The following is a 23,207-nucleotide window of genomic DNA, read 5'->3' on the forward strand; positions in this document are numbered from 1 at the left end:
GCCGAAGAGAAAATTTCGTTGAAGTCGCAAGGATTCAGCCGCCTCACCCCGTCTCGCCGGGCGCGGCCAGCCAGCCGGCGACGGCGTCCGCGATCGGCTGCTCGGTCTCCAGCTCGATGAAGCCGAACTGGCCGCCCTGGTTGCACTCCAGGAACCACCACGTCCCCTCGGCGTCCTCGGCGAAGTCGAACGCGCCGTAGGCGAGACGGGCCAGCTCCATGTACCGGGCGACGGCCCGCCGCACCCGCGCCGGCGGCTCGACCGGCTTCCAGGTGTGCCCGGTGTCGCCGAACCTCCCGTCCACCTGCCCCGGCTCGGCCGTCTTGCGCGCGGCGAACAACTCCTCGCCGACGGCCGTGAGCCGGATGTCGGCGCTCTTGGCGATGTACCGCTGAAGCAGCGTCGGACCGGCCGCCACTTCGGAGAAGTCCGCGTCGGAGGGTACGAGGGTGGTGGGCAGCGCCATCGGCGGATCGCCCGGCGGCCTGCCCGACACCGCCTTGACCACCACATGCCGGTACTGGTCCGCGAACTGCTGGGCCACTCGCGGATAGGTCGTGACGACCGTGGCCGGCACGGGGAACCCGCTGTGGTGGGCGGTGCGCAGCTGCCACGGTTTCAGCCGGGCCCGGGCCGCCGCGCCCCGCTCGTTCATCCAGCGGGCCGCCGTGCAGTCCAGCATCCCGTACAGCGCCTGGCCGGTCTCGGCGGAGAGCCAGGGGGACGGTTCGGGGGCGTGGGCGGCCGGCTCGCCGGGCCTGCGCACCCAGATGGAGCGCAGGCCGTCCATGCTCACCACGCGGCCACCCGTCGAGAGATAGCCGCGGAACTCGCCCCGGACGTACTCGGCGGAGAGCGCGCCCTCACCCGGAAGGTCGCCGGGGTCGAAGCGGACGAGGGGAGCGCCTCTCCTGTGGAGCTGCGCCACCACCATGTCCGCCGTCACATCCTGCTCACAGGTCAGGATCAGTACGGTCATCGTTCTCGACGCGTCAGTCGTCGAAGTGGGTGGCGGAGCCGGCGGTGGAGGTGGTGGTTCCGACCGCCGCCAGCAGTGCCCTGTCCAGGATGGCCGGACGCCCGTCGGGCAGGACGTTCAGCTGGAGGGTGGAGTCGTACGAGTACTGGTCGATCACAGGTGCCGACTCGGCCGGTCGTGCGTAGTTCCACGCGAACGGTTTCATGCTTTCTCCCTGGCCCACACGGGACTGTCCGGGGCCACTGCGTGGCCACATGAGAGCAATACGAGGATTGGATGTAGTCGATTCATCACATACCGTCATATTGCCAAAAAGTACGTGCCAGTCGGACGTCCCCGATCCGAGCAGCTGTATTTCCACACCGCTAACACATCCGCGCGCGCGGGCCGTTGACGTTCCCTGACACCTATGAAGACGTACGGCGAGGCAATTCCGTGCACTGGGTCGGTAGGTGATGTCGGTCACCATCAGCCACAGGGGTCCCAGTGGTCACATTTGTACCGGCGTTCACCCACACCTCCCATCACGCCGTGAACACGGAGTGATACCGCGTTCCTTGTCAGTGATCCGGCCGGCGTCCGGTCGCACGTGGACACGGATACCGGGGTCATGGCCGCCGCCGGTGGAACCCGGCAGGATCGGCGTCCTCGGAGAAATCGTACGAGGAAAGGCTGTGAATACCCATGACGAGCGACCTTCCGCCGATCGCGGGTGTGTCCGTTCCGGACACCACGCTCGCACAGGAGGCCACCGAGCTGGTGCGGGACACGACGAGCCCGCTGATCTACGACCATTCCCGGCGGGTCTACTTCTTCGGCGCGCTGCGGGGCCGTGACCAGGGGCTGTCCTTCGACGCGGAGCTGCTCTACATCGGTGCCATGTTCCATGACCTGGGGCTCGGCGAGCGTTTCCGCGACAGCGGGCGGCGCTTCGAGGTGGACGGGGCGGACGAGGCGCGGCGCTTTCTGCGGAGCCGGGGAGTGCCCGAGGACTCCGTCCGCAGGGTGTGGACCGCCATCGCGCTGCACACCACCCCCGGTATTCCCGAGTTCATGGAGCCTGAAGTGGCTCTGGTCACCGCGGGAGTCGAGTACGACGTGCTCGGAATCGGTTTTGACACCGTCTCGGACACGGACCGTGCGGCAATCGTCACGCTGCATCCGCGCCCCGACTTCAAGCGGCGCATCCTCCGGGCGTTCACCGAGGGAATCAGCCCCAAACCGGAGACCACATTCGGCAATGTGAAGGCGGATGTCCTCGAACACTATGTGTCCGGTTTCGAACGAGGGGATTTCGTACGAACGATCCTGGAGTCGCCGTGGTCCGAATGACGGACCGGGCCAGGGCCGCCTGCTCGCGGTTTTGTACCGCAACCGCCGGGGGTGCTCATCCCTCCGTCAGGCGTTTCAGGATGCCGGTGAAACCCGACCACGCCAGTTCGGTGTCCGGACTCCTGCCGTGGGGCGAGCGGAACAGACCGAGAAAGAAGGTGAGGTCCTCCAGGTCCCAGCGCAGCCGGTAGAACGCGAGAGCGGCGGGGTCGGGGATTCTCCCGGTCAGTTCCGTGTGGCGGTCGAGGTCGCCCGGGTTCCCGGCGAGGTGCCACAGATCGCGCTCGGGCACCGCCAGACCCACGGTGTCCCAGTCGACCAGCAGGCCCCGGCCGTGCCGCCACAGCAGATTGCCGGGGTGCGGCTCGCCGTGGGTCACCACGGGCTCCGCGCCGCCGCGCGCCGTCCGCTCCAGCAGTCCGTCGAACGTCTCCAGGGCGCGGTGCGCGGCGGCGCGCGCGAGAAGGGACCTGGCGGGCTCGGCGAAGGGGCCTCCCGTCCAGGGGCGTCCGGTCTCGCGCAGCGCCGTCTCCAGCCGCTCCCGGGCCGGGAGTTCCGGCGGGGGCGAGGGCGTCCCTGGAGGCGGCGCGGCGCTGTGCAGCGCGGCCAGCATCTCCAGGGTCGCGGTCCGCCGCTCCGGCGACGGCGGGTCGCCGAAGGATCCCGCGACGCCCTCTTCGAGCGGGAAGACGCTGACGGCGTGCCGGCCGTCCGGGAGGAGGCGCAGCGGGTGGCCGGCGGCGGTCGGCAGGGGCGCGACGACGAAGCCGAGGCCCTGTCCCCCGAGGGCGACGGCGGTGTCCAGGGCCCGGGTGAGGCCCCGGCGGGCGGCCTCGACGCCCGTTCCGCAGTGTTCCTTGTCGGCGAGGTCCGCGACGGTGACGAACCATCGGCCGGGGCCGCGCGCGATCCAGTGGTGGTCGCCGAAGCCGACGGGCGCGTAGGCCAGCTCGGCGGGGTCGATGTCCCAGTCGCGCAGGGCGCGGCGCACGGCCGAGTCGTCGATCTCCGGGGGCTGTTCCCTCATACGGGCGACGCTACCCGCCGGGGCCGCCGCCGGGCGCGCGGTTTTCGTGCCGTCGGCGGACGGCGGCGCGGGCGAGGCCGGTGATGAGCACGGTCGCCGCCACGGCGAGGAGCAGGGCCGCCCCGGGGGTCCCCGCGTGGAGCAGGGACGCGCCGAGGAGTCCGCCGGCGAACATCGCGGCGACGGCGGCGGCCCTGCGGAGCCGTCCGGCCGTGTCGGTGAGGACTCGGGCGTCCGAGGCGAGGGGTGCGAGCAGTCCGGTGAGGGCGCGGGTGGCGACGGTGGTGGTGAGATCGGGTACGGCCGCGCGCAGGGTGGTGACATTGCGCAGGCCCATGGCGGTGGCGACCAGCACGGTGACCGCGCCCCGGGGTACGGCCGCGAGGGCGAGAGCCCCCGCGAGCCCCAGCAGCGCGGCCTCGGCGGCCAGGCCCGCCGTGAACCGGCGGTCCCGGCCGTGCGGTTCGGGGCCCGGCTCCAGCCGGGCCCCGAGCACCGCGCCGGCCGTGAAGCCGCAGAGCGAGAGGGCCGGGGGCACCAGGGAGAGTCCGCCCTCCCCGGCGACGGCGAAGCCGAGGAGGAGCAGATTGCCGGTCTGGACGGCGGTGAACACCGGGCCGAGCACGAGGAAGCTGACGGCTTCGACGACGCCGGTGGTCAGGGTGAGTACCACCATGGCCCCGGTGAGGCCCGCGCCGGGCTTCGGCTGCACTGTTCCCTCGGCTCTCCGTAGGCCCCCTTCGGCGAACGGTATCGGGATGTCCCGGTGGTCATGGCGCGCCGCCGGGCCGTGTCGTCCGGTCGGACAGGAAGTGGAATCCGGGCCTGGGGTGCATCAGGAAGTCGTGGTGCGAGATGTTCCAGGCGTACGCCCCCGCCATGGCGAACAGCACCCGGTCCCCGGCGCGCAGTCCGCCGGGCACGGGGACCGAGCGGGCGAGGACGTCCTTGGGGGTGCACAGCTGTCCGACCAGGGTGACCGGTCCGGCCGCGGTCCCCGGCCGGGGCCAGGGGTGGGGCCAGTCGGCGACGGGGAGCACGGCGCACGGCTGGTCGTGGTCCTTGGTGGCGGGGGTGCGCAGATGGTGGGTGCCGCCGCGGACGACGGCGAAGTCCTCGCCGTGGCTGTGTTTCACATCGAGCACCTCGGTGGCGTACCAGCCGCTGTAGACGGTCAGTGCCCGGCCGGGTTCGATGCGCAGGAGGGGGCGGCCGGGACAGTCCTCGCGGAGCCGGGCGAGGCCCCGGCCGTAGGCGTGCCAGTCGAAGGTCTCGTCGGGGCGGGCGTAGTCGACGGCCATGCCGCCGCCGATGTTCACCTCGCGCAGTACGACGCCGTGGCGGGCGGCGAGCGCCGCCGACCAGCGGAGGACCGAGGCGGCGACGGTGAGCTGGCGTTCGGCGGTGAGGCCGCTGGCGAGATGGGCGTGGACGCCGAGGAACTCCAGCCGGGGGCGGCTGCCGTCGGTGAGGGTGCGCAGCACGGCGTCGGCCTCGGCCGGGTCGATGCCGAAGGGCGCGGGACGGCCTCCCATCGCCAGTGCGCTGCCGTGGAGCAGTCCGTCCTCGACGGCGAGGTTGAAGCGGAGGAGCACCTGGGCGCGGGTGCCCGTGCGGGCGGCGAGGTCGGCGAGGACGGCCAGTTCGTGGGCGCTCTCCACATGGAAGCGGGCCACGCCCAGCCGCAGGGCGGACGCGATCTCGTCGGGGGTCTTGCCCGGTCCGGAGAAGGCCAGGGGGCGGCCGGGCACGGCGCGCGCGACATGGGCGAGTTCGCCGCCCGAGGAGACCTCGTAGCCGTCGACGTGGTCGAGGAGGGCGGTGAGGATCTCCGGTTCGGGGTTGGCCTTGGCCGCGTAGTACAGCTCGACCCCGTCGGGGAGGGCGGCGCGGACGGCGCGGGCGTGTTCGCGCAGCGCGTCGAGGTCGTACAGATAGGCGGGGAGCCGGCCGGATTCGAGTGACCGGGCGAGCCGGTGGACGCCGGACGGGGGCAGCGGCGGGGCCCAGGCCGGGGGCGGGGTCGGGGTCGGGGTCATCGGGGGCTCCGGTCGGCTTCGGCGCGGGTCGCTTCGGTGAGCATGTCCTCGGCGAGCGGGGACGGCAGGCGTACGTATCCGGCGTGACGGTCGGCCGACCGGTCCCAGCGGGCGAGGAGGTTGGCCTTGGCGGGCAGCGGCACCCCGGCGAGCAGGGCCCTGAGCCGGGGCGGGTGGCCGCTGGTCTCCGCGTACTCCTCGATGGCGCGGCGCACCTGGGCCCAGAGGGCGGGCTCGGTCTGCGGGTGCAGATCGGCGAGGGCGGCGAGCAGTTCGGCGATGTGGTTGACGAGCAGGCAGTACACGACCCGGTCCCAGCCGTGCCGGGCGTCGTAGGTGAGCGGTCCGGCGACGTCGGCGGGGAGGGCGGCGAGGGCCTGTTCGTGGTGGTCGGGGACGAGTTTGGTGCCTTCGAGGTCGCGGAAGAGGATCTGGGCGGGGCGGCCGTCGGGGCCGACGCCGACGATGACGTTCTGGAGGTGGGGTTCGAGGACCAGTCCGTGGTCGAAGTAGGCGGCGAGCACGGGCGGTACGAGGAGGGCGAGGTAGGCGCGCCACCAGTCGAGGGCGTCGGCCGGGTCCCGGCCGGCGAGGTGGGAGATGTGTCCGGGGCCGGTGGGGTACTCGTCGGCGACGGCCGCGGCGAGCAGCGGGGTGACGCCGGGGGCGAGCCGTCCGCCGAGGCCTTCGCGGACGATGACTCCGAAGCCTTCCAGGAGCCCGATGTCGGGACGGCCGCCGGGCCCGGGGACGGCGATGCTGCGGTAGGCGGGCTCGCGGAGCATTCCGGTGCCGGGGAAGCGGGCGGCGAGGTCGGCGAGGGCGGGGGCGAGGAGGCGGGTGAGGGCGACCGCGCCGGAGAGTTCGTAGTGGGCGTTCTTCCGGACGCAGTTGGTGATCCGGACGTTCAGGCTGAATTTGAGGAAGGTGTCGCCGTCGTAGAGGGTGCGGACGGAGGCGGTGGGGGTGAAGATCCGGTCGCCGGGGCCCAGGTCGAGGATGTCGCCGCGCTCCAGGGCGGCGCGCAGCGCGGGCCGGTCGGAGAGCTGTTCGTACTGCCAGGGGTGGGCGGGGAGCAGCCGGTAGCCGTCGGGCACCGGGCGCATCCGGTCCAGCGGCTCGGTGGCGAGGGGTTCGGCGCGTTCCTCGGCGATGAGTTCCTCGCGTACGGCGAGCAGCCGCAGCGGGAAGGCGGCCCGGGCCTCGGGGGCGTACGCCGACCAGGTGGCGGGGTCCGAGCTGTGGGCCTTGGGGGTGGGGTGGAAGCGGTGGCCGAGGACGAGGGACTGTTCGGAGGCGAGGTAGGCGGCGAGGGGGTCGGTGTCGTCGCGGCCGGGGCCGCCGTGGGCGGCGAGGGCGGCGGTGACGCCCTGGTGGCTGGCGGCGATCTGGGGGAGGAACTCGTCGTTGCGGGCCCCGGTGCGCAGGGACAGCTCGGCGTGGGTGTAGGCGGCGAGCCGCCGCCAGTCGACCTCGGTCCAGCCGTCCGCGCACTGCTCGGTGACGGGCCCGGTGAAGCGGTGCGAGCCGAGGAGGGAGGTGCGGCGCAGGCCGACGCGGAGCAGGACGCCCCGGCGGGGCAGCCGCAGCATCAGCCGGCCGCCGCTGACGGCGGTCTGGTGCTCGGGTCCGGAGACCTCGCGGAGCAGGCAGTTGAGGAGGGTGTGGGCGACGGCCTCGTCGGCGGTGGGCAGCCCGGCGGGCGGGCCGGCCGCGGTGGGGCGGTCGGGTGTGGTGCTGGTCATCGGTGCTGCCTCCCCGGTGCCAGGTAGTTGGGGCCGGTGGCGTAGTGCTTGTTGATGTCCAAAGCCCCTGATCTCTCCTTGGCCAGCAGGGTGCCCGCGGTGACCATGGCCTTGATGGGCAGTCGCGCTGCGTCCAGGACATGGGTGCGCAGCAGGGCTCCGCGTGTGGTGTCCAGTCGGTCCGCGGCCTCGGTGAGCCGGTCGCGTACGAGGTCGAGAAGTGGTCCGAGGGGGGTGTGTCCCCGGCGGGCGAGGCCGAAGGCGTAGGCCCCGGCGCAGAGATGGACGGTGATGGTGGTGAACAGGTCGAGTACCGGTTGGTCGGTGTCGTGGAGTATCCGGTGGTCGTCGAAGGTCTCGGGGCCGGTGCCGAGGGTGGCGCGGAGGCGGGCGGTGTTGACGCGCGGGCCGTCGTTGTCCTTGAAGAGCAGCCGCAGCCGGGTCCGGCCGCCGGGCCGGTCGAGGAGGAGGGAGATGTTCTGCTGGTGGGACTCGAGGGCGATGCCGTGGCCGAAGAGGGTGGTCTGCCAGTCGAAGAGCAGGGTGAGCAGGGAGTCCAGGAGGGCGAGCGGGTCGCCGCCGTGGAAGCGCGCGGCGAGGTGGTCGACGATGAGCCGGCCGTCCGGGGCGGGGGCGAGCAGGGCCGCCAGGGGGACGACGGCGGTGTTCTCCAGTCCGGCGGGGAGGCGGCGGCAGAGGACGGCGAGGAGTTCGTGTCCGGCGTGGGCGTACCGGGTCTCGTCGGCGTGCAGGATCGTGTCCCGGAAGCGGGGCTCGCCCGCGATCACCCGTTCCAGCAGCCGCTGGCCCGCCGCGCCGTCGGTGAGGGTGCCGGGTTTGACGGTGCGCCGGTTGAGGCGGCCCAGCGCGGAGGTGGCGAGGGGCAGTTTGAGGTGGATCGCGGGGTCGGCGGTGAGGGCGACGGTCCGCATGGAGAGGGTGGGCACGGCTTCCGGTCCGGGCTGTTCCAGGAGTTCGGCGCGGTCTTCGAGCCCGGTGGCGCGCAGGGCCTCGCGCAGGGCGTCGCGCGCGGTCAGCGGGTGGACGGGGAGCGCGAAGCGGCCGTCGTCCGGGCGGGGCGACGGAAGGGCGGCGGGGTCCCAGCCGTGCGCGGTGACGGCCTCGGGGGGCAGCAGCAGCCAGCGCAGCGGGAAGCGGGGGTGGAATTCGGGTGCGTACGCGGTGAGATCGGCCTCGCTGAGGCCGGGTCTGCTGTGGGCGGTGGGGTAGACGGGGTGGTCGAGACGGGCGGCGAGGGTGTCGAAGGCGAGCGCGGCGTGCGGGCCGGTCCAGTGGGCCGGATCCGGGCCGTGGCGGGCGGTGAGTTCCGCGTCGGTCTCGTGGCGGGTCTCGGCGTGCAGCCGGCGGGCGGTGAGGGTCTGCCGGCACTCGGCCGCGAAGGCGTCGAAGCCGGGGCGGTCCCCGGGGTCGGCGAGCGCGCCCAGGGCGGCGACGACGGCGTCGGTGGTGGTCAGTTCGGTGCCGTCGGACTCGCGTCGCAGCAGGGGCAGCCGGGCCTCGGTGTCGCACTGGAAGCCGGGGGCGACATGGCTGACGGGCAGCAGCCAGGCGTCGTCCCCGGGGACGGCGAGGCGCAGCCAGGGGCCGTCGGGGCCCTGCCAGGGGGTGCTGCGGCTGCGGAGTCCGACGACGTCCTCCCGCACCAGGGTGCTGAGTACCTTCAGGAGCAGGCTTCGCTCTTGGTCCGCGCAGGTCACCGTCACGGTGTGATCTCCCAGCTGAGCCCGGCGAGGAAGTCCTCCACGACCCGGTCCACGGACGTCTGGTCCGTGCCGGTGGCGCGGATGATGCCGAGGAAGTCGCGGTTGGTGTGGTAAAGGTCGTGCCGCTCGCCTGTGAAGCGCGTCGGACGGTAGGTGAGTCTCACACCGTCGATTGTCAGATCGGCGGGTCCCGGTGCTGCGCTCAGGGTGCCCGCTCGGTCGGCGAGCGGGTAGACGAGCCGGGCCGCGCCGTCGCTCCGGGCGTTCAGATCGGCCGGAAGCGGTTCACCGAGATGGGTGCGGAGGATGTGTTCGAAGAGCGGTATGCCGAGGAGTTCGGCGAGGAGCAGATCGCACTGGTCGCCGATGGCCCGGTAGTTGACCTCGATGAGGCGTACGCGTTCCTGGTGCACGACGAATTCGGTGTGGCAGGCGCCGAGGCCGACGCCGAGGGCGTCGAGCTGGGCGAGGACCTGGGCGACGACGGGTTCGGGGTGGGCGGGGACGAACGCCATGCGTTCCTCGATGAAGTACGGCAGGGGCGACAGCTCGGTGTGGAATCCGCCCAGGACATGGAGGCGGTTCCCGTCGCCGAGGGTCTCCAGGGTGTGGAGTTCGCCGGGGAGGTACTCCTCGGCGACGAGGGCGGCCCCCGGCCGGCGGGCCCGGATGCGGGCGCAGTGTTCGAGGAGTTCGCGGGCGTCCTCGACGAGGACCACGTCCTCGCTGGCCACTCCCTCGCGGGGCTTGAGCACACAGGGGAGGGGAAGGTCGGCGGTGAGCAGCTCCCCGGGGTCCTGATGGGCCGCCAGTTCCACCGAGCGCACGGGGTCGGCGGCGAGGTGACGGCGCATCTGCGCCTTGTCCTTGGTGCGCAGGGTGGCGTGCCAGTTCTTGGCGGGGAGGCCGAAGTATCCGGCGGCCAGGGCGGTCTGCGTCTGGAGGTGGTCGCTGTTGCTGAAGATGGCGTCCGGCCGCCGGTGGGCGGAGACGGCGGTGATGACCGCGTGGTGGTCGCGGACGTCGCACTCCAGTATCTCGGCGTCCGGGTACGTGTCCCGGTAGCGGTCGCGATGGGCTTCGGGCCGGTCCGTCAACAGGGTGACATCGAGCCCGAGCCGGCGTGCGGCGGGGAGGAAACCCTCGGTGACCGAATCGGTGGGATTGAGGGCGAGCACATACATCTGCATGGGTGAAATACTTCCGCGCGCACATTCGCTGGGGAGGGGACAGTCGGGAACAAGTCAGGGCCGAGTATGACGGCCTGACCTGCGGACACAGGATGAACCCCCTGGTCGCAGCAGTTCCGGAGGCTCCGGATGACCATGACGGAGCTTAGGTTAGGCATCCCTAATTTTGCCAATTCGCAGCGCCGCGCCCCCAGTTAACGATCTGGTCCGACGATGTGGTTAAGGTGAGCCTTACCTTCCCCTCTTGTCTTCCCTCCCGACTTTTCCTCCCACCCTTCCCTTGCACCCCCCTCGCCCCTCCCCTCACCCCTCCCTTCGCACGCTTCTTTGAGGAGTCCCCGTGACCCTGGCCCCGGCGCTTGCACCTGCCGGAGCTGCGCTGAGCTGCTCCACCCTGCTCGCTTCCTCCTACCGGCGGCTCGCCCGGCTGTGCGAGGCGCTCGACGTGGTGGTGGCCGAGCCCCATGCGCCCGCCGGTCAGGGCTGGGTCGACGGCGCGGAGCTGGCCTGCCGGCCCGAGCTGCTCAACGCCTTCCTCGACGCCGAGGACCGCCGCATCCAGGACCGGTACGCGCACACGGCCCGGCCCCATGTGGTCGCCTCCCGTGCGCTGCACGGCTTCCTCTGGTCGGCGGCGCTGCTGATGAGCGGCCCGTGGTACCTGGAACGGCGGGTGCCCCGACTCCGTCCCGACCAGGTCAGACTCAGCCGTACGAGCGACGCCTACGCGGTGGTGCCCGGCGCTTTCTCCTGTCTGCCCGACGACCCTGCGGCCGGACTTCCGGGGGTACGGGTGCTGGCCGACGAGGAGTCCCTGCGCGCGGAGTTGCGCGCGGCGGTCGCCGACCATGTGCGTCCGGTGCTGGCGGCGGCCGGCCCCCGGCTGCGGCGGGGGCCCCGGGCGCTGTGGGGCATGGTGACGGACGATCTGATCTCCGGGATCTGGTACGTCGGCCGGATGCTCGGCGAGGAGGACCGGGCCGTGCGGGAGGCCGGCGAGCTGCTGCCGAAGGCCGTCGGGCCGTACCCCGGCGGTGCCGCGTTCCGCAGGCTGGAGGGGAGCGACGGCCAGTCGTACCCCACCCGCGACCGGATGGGCTGCTGCCTCTACTACACGATCCGCCCGGCCGAGGCCTGCGCCACCTGCCCCCGCACGAGTGACGCGGAGCGGGTGCGCCGGCTGGAGGAGACCACTCCGTAATCCGGCGGGGCGTCCCGCTCCGCCGGGGCACACCACCCCGGCGGGACGGATCCCGGCCACCTCCCGCCCTTCCCCAGGCGACGGGGGCGGGCCTGGGGAAGGATGGGAGGAGGCGGCATCCAGCCCCTCGGGCAGCTGTCGGGAGAACCCATGGAGTACTCGGAGAGCTACGAGCTGATCTTCCAGGGATCCGGTGCGGAGGACGACGTGGTGGTCGTCCGGCGGACCGGGAGAGCGGGGGCCGGGGGGTATCCGGTCTACGAGGACGACACCGGCATCGTCCGCGCGGAGATCAGCGACCGGGGCGAGGTCCGCATGCTGGCCAGCGGGGGCCATCAGGCCCCGGGGCTGCCGGTTTCGGTGCGACCCGTCGACGATCCGGTGCCCGGCCCCGACGACGCGGTGCCCGGCGCCTGAGGCGGCCGGGGCTCCCGTACCGCCGGACGTGACCGGATCCCACCCGGTCCGGGCTTGGCGATGACAGCCCCGGGAGGTTAGGTTAGGCAAACCTAATTACCGCTGCCGTCTCGATGTGCGGAGATGTGGAGACCCGGATGCGCCGCCTGTTCAACGCCCCTCCCCAGCAGCCGTCCAGCGCGGAACGGATCCGGTCGATCCTGATGGCGGCCGACTCCATGACGGTGGTCACCGACGAGGGCCGCACCGAGGTCTCGCGGCTGGAGGGCACCGGCGTCACGGAACACATCCATCTGCACCCGGCGATGTCACGGGAGTGGGACGGCGAGAGCGCCGCCCCCGGGGACGGTCCGGTACGCGCCACCCTGGAGTTCACCGACGTCGCCCCCACCCCGGTGCGCGACCGGGTGCGCGCCCGGGTGCTGCTCGCGGGGTGGCTGCTGCCGAACGAGCGGCACGACTCGCCCGAGGGCAGCCGCTGCATGGAGTTCTCCCACGCGGTCCTGGACCGGGGCGGGGAACGCGTCACGGTCGGTCTCGACGCCCTGATGAACGCCGAGACCGATCCGCTGGCCACCTGCGAGGCCGGGATGCTCACCCATCTGCTCGACGACCACAGCGACATCGTCGGCCTGCTGCTGCGGCTGGTGAAGCCGCGGGTGACCCAGGGGGTGCGGCGGGCGCTGCCGCTCGCCATCGACCGTTACGGGATCACCCTGCGCCTGGAGGGGACCGACGCCCACGAGGACGCGCGGCTGCCCTTCCCCGTCCCGGTCAGGGACGTCGACGAGGCGGGGGAACGCATTCACGCGCTGCTCAGCACGGCCCGCCACCGGTCGCCGCGGAGCTGGCTGCTGAGCGACTCCTAACGGTTCGCCCGGGGCGGCTCACCTGGCGGCGCGACCGCTTCTCATCGCCGCCGCCGTGCAGACCAGCCCCAGCAGGAAGGTGAGACCGCCGAGGATCGCGTTGGTCCAGATGACCCCCTTGTCGGGACTGCTGCCCACGATCCACGGCGCCACCACCAGCCATGCGCCCATGACACACATGGCCCAGCTCAGGCCGTACATCCGGGCGGGGGTGACGGTGAATCCGAGCGCCAGCACGACGATCGCGACACCCATGATCAGATTGTGGGTCGCCAGCGCGGGCTGGCCGGCCGAGAAATGGACGATCCACGGGGAGATCGCGCACGCCAGGCCGACCAGGAACACCGGGCCGTCCACGAGCGCCACATCGCGCCCTCCCAGCACACGGGCGTAGCGGTCCCGCATCTCCGTGATGTCGGGGTGCCCCGCCAGATCCTCCCTGTGTGAGACGCCGGCCATACGACTCGCCTCCTTCAGCGCTCTGTGCGTTTGACCGAAGCGCGCGGCCGAGCCGCGCTCTTTCATTCTGCGCTTATCTTTTCTTTATCGGAAGTCAATCGGAACTTTGGATTCCGCCGATCCTCCGGATTCCGCGCCGGCCGTACGGCGCTCCACCGGGCGCGAGCGCGTTCGACGCCGGAACCGATCGCGGCCCGACCGGATCCGGCCGGGCCGCGCCCGCGGGGGGCGCCTCGCGCATACCGGCGGGTAATGTGTGCCTCTCCCTCCGGGCCCCGACCGGCCCTTCTCCGGCCGGAGCGGGCAAGGAGGCGTGCCGCGCGAGGAGTTGAACGCCGTCGCGCGGGCAAGGGTCCGCGCAAGCCCGTACTCAAGGAACGGAGTCGTCCCCATGCCACGCACCCTGGCCGTCTCGGACAGCATCGTGATCCAGGCCCACCCTTCCGCCATTTACGAGCAGGTCAGCAATCCCGCCCTGATGGGCCGCTGGAGTCCGGAGAATCTGGGCGCGACCGTGCGCGGCGAGGCACGGGGGGCCCATGTGGGCATGGAGTTCGACGGCCACAACAAACGGGGCGGGCTGCGCTGGACCACCCGCTGCACGGTGACGGCGGCGATACCGGGGCAGCGCTTCGCGTTCCGTGTGCACGCGATCGGCCGCCGCCGGCCGCTGCTGCGCGGGCGGATCGCCACCTGGGAGTACCGCTTCGACGCGATCGACGGCGGGACCCGGGTGACCGAGACCTGGCGGGACGACCGGCGGAGCTGGCCGGACGCGCTGGCCAACGCCTTCGACCGGCTGGCGACCCGGGGGCACACCTTCGCCGACTACCAGCGGGGCAACATACGCCGGACGCTGCGCAATCTGAAGGAGGCGATGGAGTCCGCGTCAACCTCTCGCTGAGGTTGACGCGGGCGGCGCTCCGATGGGCGAGACTGGCCGTGTGTTGGGCAACCTTCCCAAGGAGACGACCAGTTTCGTCGGACGGAACCGGGAGTTGTCCCGGCTCGACCGGGACCTCGAACGCCATCGGCTGATCACGCTCGTCGGCAGCGGCGGCGTGGGCAAGTCGAGGCTGGCGCTGCGCGCGGCGAGAGCGGCGGGCGGGGCCGGGACCTTCCGGGACGGAGTGGCCTGGGCCGATCTGTCGCCGCTGCACGGGGACCGGCTGCTGCTGTCGACCGTGTCGGACGCCTGCGATCTGTCCGACCACACCCCCCGGATGCCGGTGGACGCGCTGTGCGAGTGGCTCATGGGGAAGGAACTGCTGCTCGTCCTCGACTCCTGCGAGCACCTCACCGGCCCCTGCCGGGCCATGGTGGGCGACCTGCTGACGACCGTGCCCGGGCTGACGGTACTGACCACGAGCAGACAGCCGCTCGGGATGGACGACGAGCGGCTGGTCGAGGTCTGTCCCCTGCGGGGGGACGGGCCGGACGCGCTGGAGCTGTTCCGGCAGCGTGTGGCGACCGCCGCCGCCGACCGGGGGGCCCTCCTTCCCGGGGAGCGGGAGGACGGCGAGGGCCGCGGCGGCGGGACGGACGCGGGGTGGGAGGGGGCGGGCCCGGACGCGGCCGCCCGCTGGATCTGCCACCGCCTGGAGGGCATCCCCCTGGCGCTGGAGCTGGCCGCCGCCCAGGCCGGGCGCAGCGGTGTCCCCGATGTCGCCGAACGGCTCGGCTCCCGCCTCGATGTGCTCCGGGCCGCCGACGGCGCCGCGGTACGGCCGGAGCGGCACCGGACGATGCTTACCACGATCGGGTGGAGTCATGAGCTGTGCGCTCCGCTCGAACGGCTGCTCTGGGCGCGGCTCTCCGTCTTCCGGGGCGACTTCGAGGAGACCACGGCCCGGGCCGTGTGCGCCGGCGGCCCGCTGGAGACCGAGCGGATCGGCCCGCTGCTCGACCGTCTGGTGGCGGCTTCGGTCCTCACCTCGGTCAAGTCGGAGGGCGGCAGCGGCATCCGCTACCGCATGCTCGACACCATCCGGGAATACGGCGGGTTCTGGCTGCGCACGCTGCGGGAGGAGGGCGCGGTGGCCGACCGGCACGCCGAGCACTTCCTCGCCTTCGCCGCCCGCGCCGACGCGGAGTGGCTCGGTCCGGAACAGGCCCACTGGTATCGCAGGGTCGGCGACGTCCACACCGATCTGTGCACGGCCCTCGACCATCTGCTGGCCGTCTCCCCGGACCGGGCGCTGCGGCTGATGGGGCTGGTCGGCTTCTTCTGGAGCTGCTGCGGCCATCTGCACGAGGCCCGCGACTATCTGGAGCAGGCGCTGGCCGCCCATCCGGACGACGGCCCCCATCGCACCCGGGGGCTGTGGGCGCTCGGGGTGGCGGTGACCCTCCAGGGTGAGTACGACACGGCCCGGCGGATCAGCGACGCGTGCGCCCGGTCCGCGAGCCGGGACGAGGATGCGCGGGGCACGCTCGCGGCCGCGTATCTCGGCGGGCTGATAGCCCTGCTGACGGGCCGTGCGCTGGACGCCGACCGGCTGGCGGCGGACGCGCTGGGCGCGGCGGCGGCCGGTCCCTTCGACTCGGCCGACGGGCTCCGCTGCCATCTGGTGCGGGTCTTCGCGCTGACCGGGCTCGGCAGACTGCCGGAGGCGAGGGAGCGGGCGCTCTTCCTGCGGCGGGGGTGTGTGGAGCGCGGCGAGTCCTGGACCCGCGCATATCTGGACTACCAGCTCAGCCTGATCGCGCTCTTCGCCGGAGAGCCGCTCGACGCGGCCGAGCACGCGCGGGCCATGCTCGCGGGCAAGAGCGGCATCGGCGACAGCTTCGGCATCGCGCTGGGGCTGGATCTGCTGGCGGCGGCGATCGCGGCGGCGGGCGACGGGGAGCGGGCGGGTCAGGTGTACGGAACGGGCCAGGCGTTCTGGAGCACCGTCGGGCATCCGCAGCGCGGCACCCCGGAGCTGGCCACCGTGCGGGAGCAGTGCGAGCGGGCGGCGCGGGCGGTGGTGGGTGACACCGTCTACGAGACGGCGTATCTGCGGGGCACCACCACCGATCTGGAGTCCGGCCTCAAGGCGGCCCTCGTCCCGCCCCCCGGCTGACCTCAGACGGCGGCGTTCGCCGACGCGGCCTCGGCCAGGGCCTGGAGCACCGGGCTGATCAGCGGGTGCCCCTCGGCGCCCCGGCGCACCGCGGCGAACACCCGGCGGGTCGCCGCCGGGCCGGACACCGGCCGTACCACCGCGTGCCGGGGTTCCACGTCGCGCAGGGCGGAGCGCGGCACCAGCGCGACGCCCGCGCCCGCCCCCGCGAGCGCGACGACGGCCCGGAAGTCGTCCGAGGAGTGCACCAGCCTGGGCTGGAAACCGGCCAGCTCGCAGGCGAGCAGCACCATGTCGTGGCAGGGGTTGCCGGGGTAGGGGCCGATCCAGTCGCTGTCGGCCAGCTCGGCGAGCGCGACCCGCCCGGCGTCCGCGAGTGGGTGGCTCTCGTGGAGAACCGCGTCGAAGGGCTCCGCGTACAGCGGTACCCGGGACAGCCGCCGGCCGTCGTCGCCGGGCGCTCCCCGGTACTCGACCGCCACCGCGAGGTCCGCCTCGCCGTCGAGGACGAGCGGCAGGCTCTCGTCGCCCTCGGCGTCCCGCACCCGGACCCGGATGCCCGGGTGGCCGGCCGCGAGCAGGGCCATGGCGGGGGCGACGACCTCGGCGATGCCGGTGGCGAAAGCGGCCACCGTCACCTCGCCGGCCGTGCCGCCCGCGTACTCGGCGAGTTCCGCCTCCGCCCGCTCCAGCTGGGCCAGCACCGCGTGGGTGTGGGTGAGCAGGATCTCCCCGGCGGCGGTCGGCCGGACCCCCCTGCCGCTGCGGATCAGCAGGGTGTGCCCGGTCTCCTGCTCCAGCGTGCTCAGCTGCTGGGAGACCGCTGAGGGGGTGAGATAGAGCGCGGAGGCCGCGGCGGTCACCGTACGGTGGTCCGCCACGGCCCGCAGAATGCGCAGCCGTCTGGGGTCGATCACCAGGTCATTCTGTCAGTCCGGCCGACCGCTCCCGCCGCCCGGCCTCAGCCCTTGAGCTGCTCGCGCGCGTCGATGAACGCGGCGACGGCGCGCTCCACGTCCTGGGTGGAGTGCGCGGCCGAGAGCTGGACCCGGATCCGGGCCTGGCCCATCGGGACGACCGGGTACGAGAAGCCGATCACATAGACGCCGCGCTCCAGCAGCAGCTCGGCCATGCGTCCCGCCTCCGCCGCGTCGCCGATCATGACGGGGGCGATGGGGTGGTCGCCGGGCAGGATCTCGAAGCCCGCCTCGGTCATCCGGGTGCGGAACAGCTCGGTGTTCGCCCTGAGCCGCTCGCGCAGCTCCCCTGCCGACTCCAGCAGATCGAGCACCTTGAGGGAGGCGGCGGCGATCACCGGGGCGAGGGAGTTGGAGAAGAGATAGGGGCGGGAGCGCTGGCGCAGCAGGGCGACGATCTCGGCGCGGGCGGCGACATAGCCTCCGGACGCGCCGCCGAGGGCCTTGCCGAGCGTGCCGGTGATGATGTCCACCCGGTCCATGACGCCGGCCAGCTCGGGGGTGCCCCGGCCGCCGGGGCCGACGAAGCCGACGGCGTGCGAGTCGTCGACCATGACCATCGCGTCGTAGCGGTCGGCGAGATCGCAGATCTCGGCGAGGGGGGCGACATAGCCGTCCATGGAGAAGACGCCGTCGGTGACGATGAGCCGGCGGCGGGCGTCCCGCGTCTCCTTGAGGCGGCGCTCCAGATCGGCGAGGTCGCGGTTGGCGTACCGGTGGCGGGCGGCCTTGGAGAGCCGGATTCCGTCGATGATGGAGGCATGGTTGAGGGCGTCGGAGATGACCGCGTCCTCGGGGCCGAGGAGGGTCTCGAAGACGCCGCCGTTGGCGTCGAAGCAGGAGGAGTAGAGGATGGTGTCCTCCTGGCCGAGGAAGGACGACAGCCTCGCCTCCAGCTCCTTGTGCACATCCTGGGTGCCGCAGATGAACCGCACGGAGGCCATGCCGTAGCCCCAGCGGTCCAGCGCCTCCTTGGCGGCCGTGACGACCTCGGGGTGGTCGGCGAGGCCGAGGTAGTTGTTGGCGCAGAAGTTGAGCACCTCGCCGGAGGCGACGGAGACCGTGGCGCTCTGCGGTGTGCTGATGACCCGCTCCGGCTTGTGCAGGCCGGCGGCGCGGATCTCGTCCAGGGTGGTGCGGAGGTCGTCGCGGACTGACGCGAACATGAAGGGTGCTCCCTCGGGTGTGACTGCGGTCTGGTGGTCGGGGCCTCGGGTCAGCGGGTCAGCGGGTCAGCGGGTCAGCGGGTCAGCGGGTCCAGTCAAGGATGATCTTGCCGCTGCGGGCGGTGGCGGCCTCGTCGAACGCGGCCTCGAAGTCCCGGAAGCCATAGCTGCCGGTGATCACCGGGGTGAGGTCGAGTCCCGCTTCCAGCAGGACCGTCATGGCGTACCAGGTCTCGTACATCTCGCGGCCGTAGATGCCCTTGACCGTGATCATGGAGGTGACGATCTTCGCCCAGTCGACGGCGAACTCCTGCGCGGGCAGGCCCAGCATCGCGATGCGCCCGCCGTGGGTCATGTTGTCGACCATGTCGCGCATCGCCTCGGGGCGGCCCGACATCTCCAGGCCGACGTCGAAGCCCTCCTTGAGCCCCAGCTGCCGCTGGGCCTCGTCGATGCCGTGGGCCGAGACGTTCAGCGCGAGGGTGGCCCCGGCCTTGCGGGCCAGTTCGAGACGGGACTCGCTGACATCGGTGATCACCACATTGCGCGCCCCCGCGTGCCGGGCCACGGCCGCGGCCATGATGCCGATGGGGCCGGCGCCGGTGATGAGCACGTCCTCGCCGACGAGGGGGAAGGTGAGCGCGGTGTGGACCGCGTTGCCGAAGGGGTCGAAGATCGCGGCGATGTCCAGGTCCACCTGGGTGCGGTGCACCCACACATTGGACGCGGGCAGTGCGACGTACTCGGCGAACGCGCCGTCGCGGCCGACGCCGAGGCCCACCGTGCTGCGGCACAGATGACGGCGTCCGGCGAGGCAGTTGCGGCACTTGCCGCAGACGAGATGGCCCTCGCCGCTGACCGTGTCGCCGACCTCGATGTCCTGGACGTCCGAACCGACGGCGGCCACCTCGCCGACGAACTCGTGTCCGAGCACGCGCGGAGTGTCGACCGCCTGCTGCGCCCAGGCGTCCCAGGAGCGGATGTGCAGGTCGGTGCCGCAGATCCCGGTACGGAGCACCTTGATCAGCACATCGCCCGGGCCGGTCTCCGGCTCCGGCACGTCCTGGAGCCAGAGACCGGGCTCGGCGTGCTGCTTGACAAGTGCCTTCATCGGGGCGGCTCCAGGCATGGTGGGGATGGATCACAGGAAATGCGGTCGAACGAGATGATCACACCAATGACGGCAAAATATGTCAGCGTCAACGAATGGACCGGGACCAATCTGCCCAGCGCGGCCCGCCGGAGTCCATCGAGGATTTCTTAAGCGGGCCAACAGCGGAGCTTCACAGGCGGCGCGGCGCGGCGGGCCGCGCCAGGCGGGTACGGGCGGGTACGGGGCCGTCCCGCCGGGGGGTGATTCCGGGAGCCGGGCACTTCGGTCGCACATTCGGCCCCGCGGTGCGAGCCTGGGAGGATGAGCTGGGCATCGTGGACGACCACAGGTGTGTACTCCGGGCGCGGCGGAGTCCTCACCGACGAGGTCGGCGCACTGACCGGGGATCTCACCGTGCACACCACCTGGGCCGACGGCGAGGCGAAGGTCGCGGTGCAGTACAGCGGCGCTTCCGACTGGTTCACCATGTCGGGCAGCCCCACGCCCTGCGACTCCGAGGAAGCCAGCCGGACCCTCCACCAGGCCGTGGTGGAGGCCGTGGCGAGCGGCGGCGGCGCGACCGTCCCCGCCGTGCCCCGCGAGCCCGCCTGAACCCGTCAGGAATCCCGGCGGGGCGGCCGGACCGCGTGTCTCGGCCCCCTCGGCCACAGCCGCTTGAACAGCGAGCGCCCGCGCGATCGGCGGCGCGGCGCGGCCACCCGGCCCGCCGGGACGGGCTCCGGCCCGCGCGCCGGGACGGAGACGGCCGGTACAGGCACCGCCGGGACGGTCGCGCGGCCCACCCCCAGGACCCCGACGGGCCCGAGGACCACTCCCGCGCCTCGGCCCGCGACCGGGCCGGCCCCGGGTCCGGAGCGGCCGAGCCTGGCCTCCCGTACCGCCAGGGCGAGGCTCATCCGGTGCCGAAGGATCTCGCTCGGGTGATCCGCCAGCCGCAGCCGGTCGACCACGTCCTGGGCCGCCGGAGACAACGGCCGCACCGGGACGAGTTCGGGCCGCAGCAGACGGAGCGTCTCGCGCTCACCGGGGTCGGTCACCACCTCGGCGACCGTGTCGGGATCGAGCACCGCGGCGACGGCCGCGGCCCGCTCCCACGGATCGCGCGCCTCTCGCAGCAGCAGTTCCAGCAGCCGGCCCCGCCAGGTGCGGGCGCGCCGGTCCTCCCCTTCGTCGAGCATCGCCCGCTGGGCGGGCGGTGTCCGGCCGCTGAGCAGATCGGGGTGGTCGGCGGCGAAGTCCTCCAGCTCCTCGACGAGATAGAGCCAGACGACCGCGTGATAGCGGTTGAGATAGAAAACGACCGGGGCGAAGTGGCCCGTGCGGGCGAGCCGGGTGAACCGCCCCGGGCTGATGGCGAGCAGCCGCGCCCCTTCCCCGGTGCCCGCGGTCCGCACCCGCTCCCGCAGCTCCTTCGGGAACCCCGGAGCGCCGCGCAGCCGCTCGATCTCCGCCCGGGCGACTCGCGCGGGCCCGCCGGCCGCCCGGGACACGGCCCGGATGTGGCCGAGCCGGATCGCGAGATCGAACTCGGACTGCTTCAGCTCCAGCAGCCGGGCGGCTCCCGCCGCGGTCAGCCCTTCCCGTACCGTCATGATCGTCTCCCCCGTGCGTCATGAGTACTCTCAGTGACGACGATAGCCCGCTGCGGCGACATCCCGCCGGGCCTGTGGACAACCTGTTCACGCAGACCCGACGGACGGGGAGAGGACTGGAGTTCTCGCAGGTCAGGGGCGAGAGAGACCGGGTTGCCTGGCCGCGACGCCCAAGTGTTCCCCGACCCGGTTGACCATCAGGGTCATCTCGTAGGCGACCTGGCCGACGTCCGCCTCGGCCTCGCTCAGCACACAGAGGCAGCTTCCCTCGCCCGCCGCCGTGACGAAGAGCAGCGCCTCGTCGAACTCGACCATGGTCTGACGCGCCCGGCCGGCGCGGAAGTGCCGCCCGGAGCCCCGGGCCAGGGAGTGCAGCCCGGAGGAGACCGCGGCGAGATGCTCGGCGTCCTCCCTGGCGAGTCCGGTGCTCGCTCCTGTGACCAGCCCGTCGTTGGACAGCACCAGTGCGTGCCTGATGTGCTCGATCCGCTTGGTCAGATCATCGAGCAGCCAGTCGAGTCCTTTGTCCAGTGGCATGGTCGGTCCCTCCCCGCTCATACGTTCCCCGTGTTGCGGTAAGCCTTTCGCACCGGGGACGGCAGGGCAAGGTGCAACCTGTCCGCCGAATCACATGGCGGCACAGGTACATTCGAGAGGCATATTCAATTTCCCCGGAGCCTCGGCGACCGCCCTTTCCCGCGGGGAACGCGGAGATATGACGACCCCCCGGAACAGCGCGGTTTCAGCGGCCCAGCTCCTTGCGGGAGGCCTTGCGCAGCCGACGCCGCTGCGTGGGGTCGAGCGCCAGATACGCCACCGCGGGCACGCCCAGGACGATCAGCAGAGCCGCCCAGAACGGAATCACCGTCATCAGCAGCAGCCCGACGGCCACTCCCCCTATGACGATCTTTGTACGTGTCGACATCTCGACGCCTCCTTGTGCGGCCTTCGCCTATTTCTGCCGGTGAAACGCGCGGGTGCACCGCACAGTTCCACTATGCGCCCCGCACCCCCTCCACGCGTCGTCCCCGTCCGTCCGCCCTCAGCGGTTCGCCGACTTCGCGCAGATGCCCCAGCGCCTGCCGATAGGACTCGACGAGCCCGGTCTCGTGATAGGCGAGGGAGAGCGCCCGGCAGTGGGCGCGTACCAGAGGCCGCGCGAGCCTCAGGTGAGGGCGGGGCATGCTGGGGAAGAGATGGTGCTCGATCTGGTAGTTCAGCCCGCCCAGAAGCCAGTCCGTGACCGGGCCGCCCCGGACGTTGCGCGAGGTCAGCACCTGTCGGCGCAGATGCCCCCAGCTCTTGCCGCGGCCCTCGTCGGGCATCTCCATCCCCTTGTGGTTCGGCGCGAAGGCCATGCCCAGATGGAGCCCGAGCAGCATCTGATGGACGAGGGCGAAGACCAGGGCCCGCACCGGCGGCATCGCGGCGAGCAGCAGGGTGACGTACCCGGTGACATGGGCGACGAGCAACAGCCCCTCCAGCGAGCGGGCGCGGACGGACGGGCGGGGCCCCTCGCCCGACGGGGCCGAGAAGACGGCCCGGAAGCCGTAGACCTTGAGCGCGAGCCCTTCGAGGGTGGTCAGCGGGAAGAAGAGCCAGGCCTGATGGCGGGTGAGCAGCCCCCGGAATCCGGCGCGCCCCACGGCCTGCCGCTGGGTGAAGACGAGAATGTCGGCCGCGACATCGGGGTCCTTGTCGACATGGTTGGGGTTGGCGTGGTGCCGGTTGTGCTTGTCGTTCCACCACTCCTGACTCATCCCCAGCAGCAGATTGGCGTGCAGAAGCTGGATGATCCGGCCGGTGCGCCGGTCCGCGGTGATCTGGGAGTGCCCGGCGTCATGGGCGAAGAAGGCGGTACGGGTGGAGAACAGCGCCAGCGGGGGCGCGAGCGACAGCACCCACCAGGAGTCGCCGGCGAGGACCGTGCCCGTGACCACGGCGGCCAGGGCGAGCAGATTGAGGAGGATGCCCCGGGCGTACCAGCCGGTGCGGCGTTCGAGCAGCCCCTGTTCCCTGACGATCCGCAGCAGCGGCGCGAACTCGGACCCGGTGCGGGCCGCCACGGACGGCGGGCCCGTGGAAGGGGCGGTGGCCTGGGGCATGGAGGTCTCCGGTCCTCGGGGTCGCGCAGGGCCCTGTGCGGCTGCGCTGACCTGAGAAAACGTAGGCAAGCGGGACCTCACCGGACCATGACGCCATCCCCCGGACCGGGTGGGGGGCAGCCCGCCGCACCGGCTGGTGCTGGCCACACCTCCCGGCGGGGACGAAGACACGCGTGAGGAGGGTCACCTGATCACGAGAGGCGATT

23 protein-coding genes are annotated in these 23,207 nt (G+C 72.4%); 7 read left to right on the forward strand and 16 right to left on the reverse strand.

What is annotated here, in order from left to right; genetic code table 11:
* Positions 1 to 43: 43 nt before the first annotated feature.
* Both tgmB and tgmA read right to left on the reverse strand, forming a co-directional pair.
* The gene (gene tgmB / locus ABD371_RS19545) at positions 44 to 979 is read right to left on the reverse strand and encodes an ATP-grasp ribosomal peptide maturase (protein WP_344478693.1); all 936 of its coding nucleotides are present in this window, start codon (positions 977 to 979) and stop codon (positions 44 to 46) included.
* Positions 980 to 992: 13 nt separating this feature from the next.
* Positions 993 to 1,184 (reverse strand): putative ATP-grasp-modified RiPP, encoded by a 192-nt coding sequence (gene tgmA / locus ABD371_RS19550; protein ID WP_190125427.1) that lies wholly within the window; start codon positions 1,182 to 1,184, stop codon positions 993 to 995.
* A 479-nt stretch (positions 1,185 to 1,663) separates the two neighbouring features.
* Between tgmA and ABD371_RS19555 the strand changes: the two genes are divergently transcribed.
* Positions 1,664 to 2,311: an HD domain-containing protein gene (locus ABD371_RS19555; RefSeq protein WP_344478697.1), complete on the forward strand. Its 648-nt coding sequence runs from the start codon at positions 1,664 to 1,666 to the stop codon at positions 2,309 to 2,311.
* Between the two features lie 55 nt (positions 2,312 to 2,366).
* On the opposite strand, the gene ABD371_RS19560 is transcribed toward ABD371_RS19555, so the two are convergent.
* The 6 genes from ABD371_RS19560 to ABD371_RS19585 are packed head-to-tail and all read right to left on the reverse strand — an operon-like array spanning position 2,367 to position 10,036.
* A complete protein-coding gene (locus ABD371_RS19560) occupies positions 2,367 to 3,338 on the reverse strand; it encodes a phosphotransferase (protein WP_344478699.1) in 972 nt (323 codons plus the stop codon).
* A gap of 10 nt (positions 3,339 to 3,348) precedes the next feature.
* The gene (locus ABD371_RS19565; protein WP_344478701.1) at positions 3,349 to 4,050 is read right to left on the reverse strand and encodes a YoaK family protein; all 702 of its coding nucleotides are present in this window, start codon (positions 4,048 to 4,050) and stop codon (positions 3,349 to 3,351) included.
* Between the two features lie 58 nt (positions 4,051 to 4,108).
* Complete coding sequence (locus ABD371_RS19570) at positions 4,109 to 5,377, reverse strand: type III PLP-dependent enzyme (RefSeq protein WP_344478703.1); 1,269 nt, start codon at positions 5,375 to 5,377, stop codon at positions 4,109 to 4,111.
* The gene (locus tag ABD371_RS19575; protein WP_344478706.1) at positions 5,374 to 7,122 is read right to left on the reverse strand and encodes an IucA/IucC family protein; all 1,749 of its coding nucleotides are present in this window, start codon (positions 7,120 to 7,122) and stop codon (positions 5,374 to 5,376) included. The genes ABD371_RS19570 and ABD371_RS19575 overlap by 4 nt, the downstream gene beginning before the upstream one ends.
* A complete protein-coding gene (locus ABD371_RS19580; protein ID WP_344478708.1) occupies positions 7,119 to 8,846 on the reverse strand; it encodes an IucA/IucC family protein in 1,728 nt (575 codons plus the stop codon). The genes ABD371_RS19575 and ABD371_RS19580 overlap by 4 nt, the downstream gene beginning before the upstream one ends.
* Entirely contained in the window at positions 8,843 to 10,036 is a 1,194-nt protein-coding gene (locus tag ABD371_RS19585; protein WP_344478710.1) for an ATP-grasp domain-containing protein, read from the reverse strand. Before ABD371_RS19585 ends, ABD371_RS19580 begins: the two co-directional genes overlap by 4 nt.
* A gap of 340 nt (positions 10,037 to 10,376) precedes the next feature.
* Between ABD371_RS19585 and ABD371_RS19590 the strand changes: the two genes are divergently transcribed.
* The 3 genes from ABD371_RS19590 to ABD371_RS19600 all read left to right on the forward strand — a co-directional run bounded on the left by ABD371_RS19590 (position 10,377) and on the right by ABD371_RS19600 (position 12,523).
* Entirely contained in the window at positions 10,377 to 11,237 is an 861-nt protein-coding gene (locus ABD371_RS19590) for a (2Fe-2S)-binding protein (protein ID WP_344478712.1), read from the forward strand.
* A 150-nt stretch (positions 11,238 to 11,387) separates the two neighbouring features.
* The gene (locus ABD371_RS19595) at positions 11,388 to 11,654 is read left to right on the forward strand and encodes a DUF6296 family protein (protein ID WP_344478714.1); all 267 of its coding nucleotides are present in this window, start codon (positions 11,388 to 11,390) and stop codon (positions 11,652 to 11,654) included.
* 137 nt (positions 11,655 to 11,791) lie between these two features.
* Positions 11,792 to 12,523, forward strand: a complete 732-nt coding sequence (locus ABD371_RS19600) for a DUF2470 domain-containing protein (protein WP_344478716.1) — start codon at positions 11,792 to 11,794, stop codon at positions 12,521 to 12,523.
* Positions 12,524 to 12,541: 18 nt separating this feature from the next.
* Here ABD371_RS19600 and ABD371_RS19605 read toward each other — a convergent pair whose 3' ends face one another.
* Positions 12,542 to 12,982 (reverse strand): SPW repeat protein, encoded by a 441-nt coding sequence (locus tag ABD371_RS19605; protein WP_344478717.1) that lies wholly within the window; start codon positions 12,980 to 12,982, stop codon positions 12,542 to 12,544.
* Positions 12,983 to 13,373: 391 nt separating this feature from the next.
* Between ABD371_RS19605 and ABD371_RS19610 the strand changes: the two genes are divergently transcribed.
* Together ABD371_RS19610 and ABD371_RS19615 are read left to right on the forward strand one after the other, a co-directional pair.
* The gene (locus tag ABD371_RS19610; RefSeq protein WP_190125438.1) at positions 13,374 to 13,886 is read left to right on the forward strand and encodes an SRPBCC family protein; all 513 of its coding nucleotides are present in this window, start codon (positions 13,374 to 13,376) and stop codon (positions 13,884 to 13,886) included.
* Positions 13,887 to 13,926: 40 nt separating this feature from the next.
* Complete coding sequence (locus ABD371_RS19615) at positions 13,927 to 16,047, forward strand: ATP-binding protein (RefSeq protein ID WP_344478719.1); 2,121 nt, start codon at positions 13,927 to 13,929, stop codon at positions 16,045 to 16,047.
* 2 nt (positions 16,048 to 16,049) lie between these two features.
* On the opposite strand, the gene ABD371_RS19620 is transcribed toward ABD371_RS19615, so the two are convergent.
* From ABD371_RS19620 to tdh, 3 genes are all read right to left on the reverse strand, one after another.
* On the reverse strand, positions 16,050 to 16,964 hold the full coding sequence (locus ABD371_RS19620; RefSeq protein ID WP_344478721.1) for a LysR family transcriptional regulator: 915 nt from the start codon (positions 16,962 to 16,964) through the stop codon (positions 16,050 to 16,052).
* A gap of 44 nt (positions 16,965 to 17,008) precedes the next feature.
* Entirely contained in the window at positions 17,009 to 18,190 is a 1,182-nt protein-coding gene (locus ABD371_RS19625) for a glycine C-acetyltransferase (RefSeq protein ID WP_344478723.1), read from the reverse strand.
* An 82-nt stretch (positions 18,191 to 18,272) separates the two neighbouring features.
* Positions 18,273 to 19,301: an L-threonine 3-dehydrogenase gene (gene tdh, locus ABD371_RS19630; RefSeq protein ID WP_344478724.1), complete on the reverse strand. Its 1,029-nt coding sequence runs from the start codon at positions 19,299 to 19,301 to the stop codon at positions 18,273 to 18,275.
* Between the two features lie 303 nt (positions 19,302 to 19,604).
* Here tdh and ABD371_RS19635 point away from each other — a divergent pair, with 303 nt between their 5' ends.
* On the forward strand, positions 19,605 to 19,895 hold the full coding sequence (locus ABD371_RS19635; RefSeq protein ID WP_344478726.1) for a hypothetical protein: 291 nt from the start codon (positions 19,605 to 19,607) through the stop codon (positions 19,893 to 19,895).
* Between the two features lie 5 nt (positions 19,896 to 19,900).
* Here ABD371_RS19635 and ABD371_RS19640 read toward each other — a convergent pair whose 3' ends face one another.
* The 4 genes from ABD371_RS19640 to ABD371_RS19655 all read right to left on the reverse strand — a co-directional run bounded on the left by ABD371_RS19640 (position 19,901) and on the right by ABD371_RS19655 (position 23,001).
* Entirely contained in the window at positions 19,901 to 20,896 is a 996-nt protein-coding gene (locus ABD371_RS19640) for a DUF6397 family protein (protein ID WP_344478728.1), read from the reverse strand.
* A 132-nt stretch (positions 20,897 to 21,028) separates the two neighbouring features.
* Positions 21,029 to 21,433, reverse strand: coding sequence for a roadblock/LC7 domain-containing protein (locus tag ABD371_RS19645; RefSeq protein WP_344478729.1), 405 nt, complete (start codon positions 21,431 to 21,433; stop codon positions 21,029 to 21,031).
* A 205-nt stretch (positions 21,434 to 21,638) separates the two neighbouring features.
* On the reverse strand, positions 21,639 to 21,821 hold the full coding sequence (locus ABD371_RS19650; protein ID WP_190125446.1) for a hypothetical protein: 183 nt from the start codon (positions 21,819 to 21,821) through the stop codon (positions 21,639 to 21,641).
* A gap of 70 nt (positions 21,822 to 21,891) precedes the next feature.
* The gene (locus ABD371_RS19655) at positions 21,892 to 23,001 is read right to left on the reverse strand and encodes a fatty acid desaturase family protein (RefSeq protein ID WP_344478731.1); all 1,110 of its coding nucleotides are present in this window, start codon (positions 22,999 to 23,001) and stop codon (positions 21,892 to 21,894) included.
* Positions 23,002 to 23,207 lie beyond the last annotated feature (206 nt).

The sequence above is a fragment of the Streptomyces amakusaensis genome (assembly GCF_039532665.1).
Taxonomy (GTDB): Bacteria; Actinomycetota; Actinomycetes; order Streptomycetales; family Streptomycetaceae; genus Streptomyces; species Streptomyces amakusaensis.

Excerpts from the sequence above, each read along its gene's own strand:
- tgmB (WP_344478693.1), bottom strand. The coding sequence starts at position 979 with ATGACCGTACTGATCCTGACCTGTGAGCAGGATGTGACGGCGGACATG.
- tgmA (WP_190125427.1), bottom strand. The coding sequence starts at position 1,184 with ATGAAACCGTTCGCGTGGAACTACGCACGACCGGCCGAGTCGGCACCT.
- ABD371_RS19555 (WP_344478697.1), top strand. The coding sequence starts at position 1,664 with ATGACGAGCGACCTTCCGCCGATCGCGGGTGTGTCCGTTCCGGACACC.
- ABD371_RS19560 (WP_344478699.1), bottom strand. The coding sequence starts at position 3,338 with ATGAGGGAACAGCCCCCGGAGATCGACGACTCGGCCGTGCGCCGCGCC.
- ABD371_RS19570 (WP_344478703.1), bottom strand. The coding sequence starts at position 5,377 with ATGACCCCGACCCCGACCCCGCCCCCGGCCTGGGCCCCGCCGCTGCCC.
- ABD371_RS19575 (WP_344478706.1), bottom strand. The coding sequence starts at position 7,122 with ATGACCAGCACCACACCCGACCGCCCCACCGCGGCCGGCCCGCCCGCC.
- ABD371_RS19585 (WP_344478710.1), bottom strand. The coding sequence starts at position 10,036 with ATGCAGATGTATGTGCTCGCCCTCAATCCCACCGATTCGGTCACCGAG.
- ABD371_RS19595 (WP_344478714.1), top strand. The coding sequence starts at position 11,388 with ATGGAGTACTCGGAGAGCTACGAGCTGATCTTCCAGGGATCCGGTGCG.
- ABD371_RS19600 (WP_344478716.1), top strand. The coding sequence starts at position 11,792 with ATGCGCCGCCTGTTCAACGCCCCTCCCCAGCAGCCGTCCAGCGCGGAA.
- ABD371_RS19605 (WP_344478717.1), bottom strand. The coding sequence starts at position 12,982 with ATGGCCGGCGTCTCACACAGGGAGGATCTGGCGGGGCACCCCGACATC.
- ABD371_RS19610 (WP_190125438.1), top strand. The coding sequence starts at position 13,374 with ATGCCACGCACCCTGGCCGTCTCGGACAGCATCGTGATCCAGGCCCAC.
- ABD371_RS19625 (WP_344478723.1), bottom strand. The coding sequence starts at position 18,190 with ATGTTCGCGTCAGTCCGCGACGACCTCCGCACCACCCTGGACGAGATC.
- tdh (WP_344478724.1), bottom strand. The coding sequence starts at position 19,301 with ATGAAGGCACTTGTCAAGCAGCACGCCGAGCCCGGTCTCTGGCTCCAG.
- ABD371_RS19635 (WP_344478726.1), top strand. The coding sequence starts at position 19,605 with ATGAGCTGGGCATCGTGGACGACCACAGGTGTGTACTCCGGGCGCGGC.
- ABD371_RS19640 (WP_344478728.1), bottom strand. The coding sequence starts at position 20,896 with ATGACGGTACGGGAAGGGCTGACCGCGGCGGGAGCCGCCCGGCTGCTG.
- ABD371_RS19645 (WP_344478729.1), bottom strand. The coding sequence starts at position 21,433 with ATGCCACTGGACAAAGGACTCGACTGGCTGCTCGATGATCTGACCAAG.
- ABD371_RS19650 (WP_190125446.1), bottom strand. The coding sequence starts at position 21,821 with ATGTCGACACGTACAAAGATCGTCATAGGGGGAGTGGCCGTCGGGCTG.
- ABD371_RS19655 (WP_344478731.1), bottom strand. The coding sequence starts at position 23,001 with ATGCCCCAGGCCACCGCCCCTTCCACGGGCCCGCCGTCCGTGGCGGCC.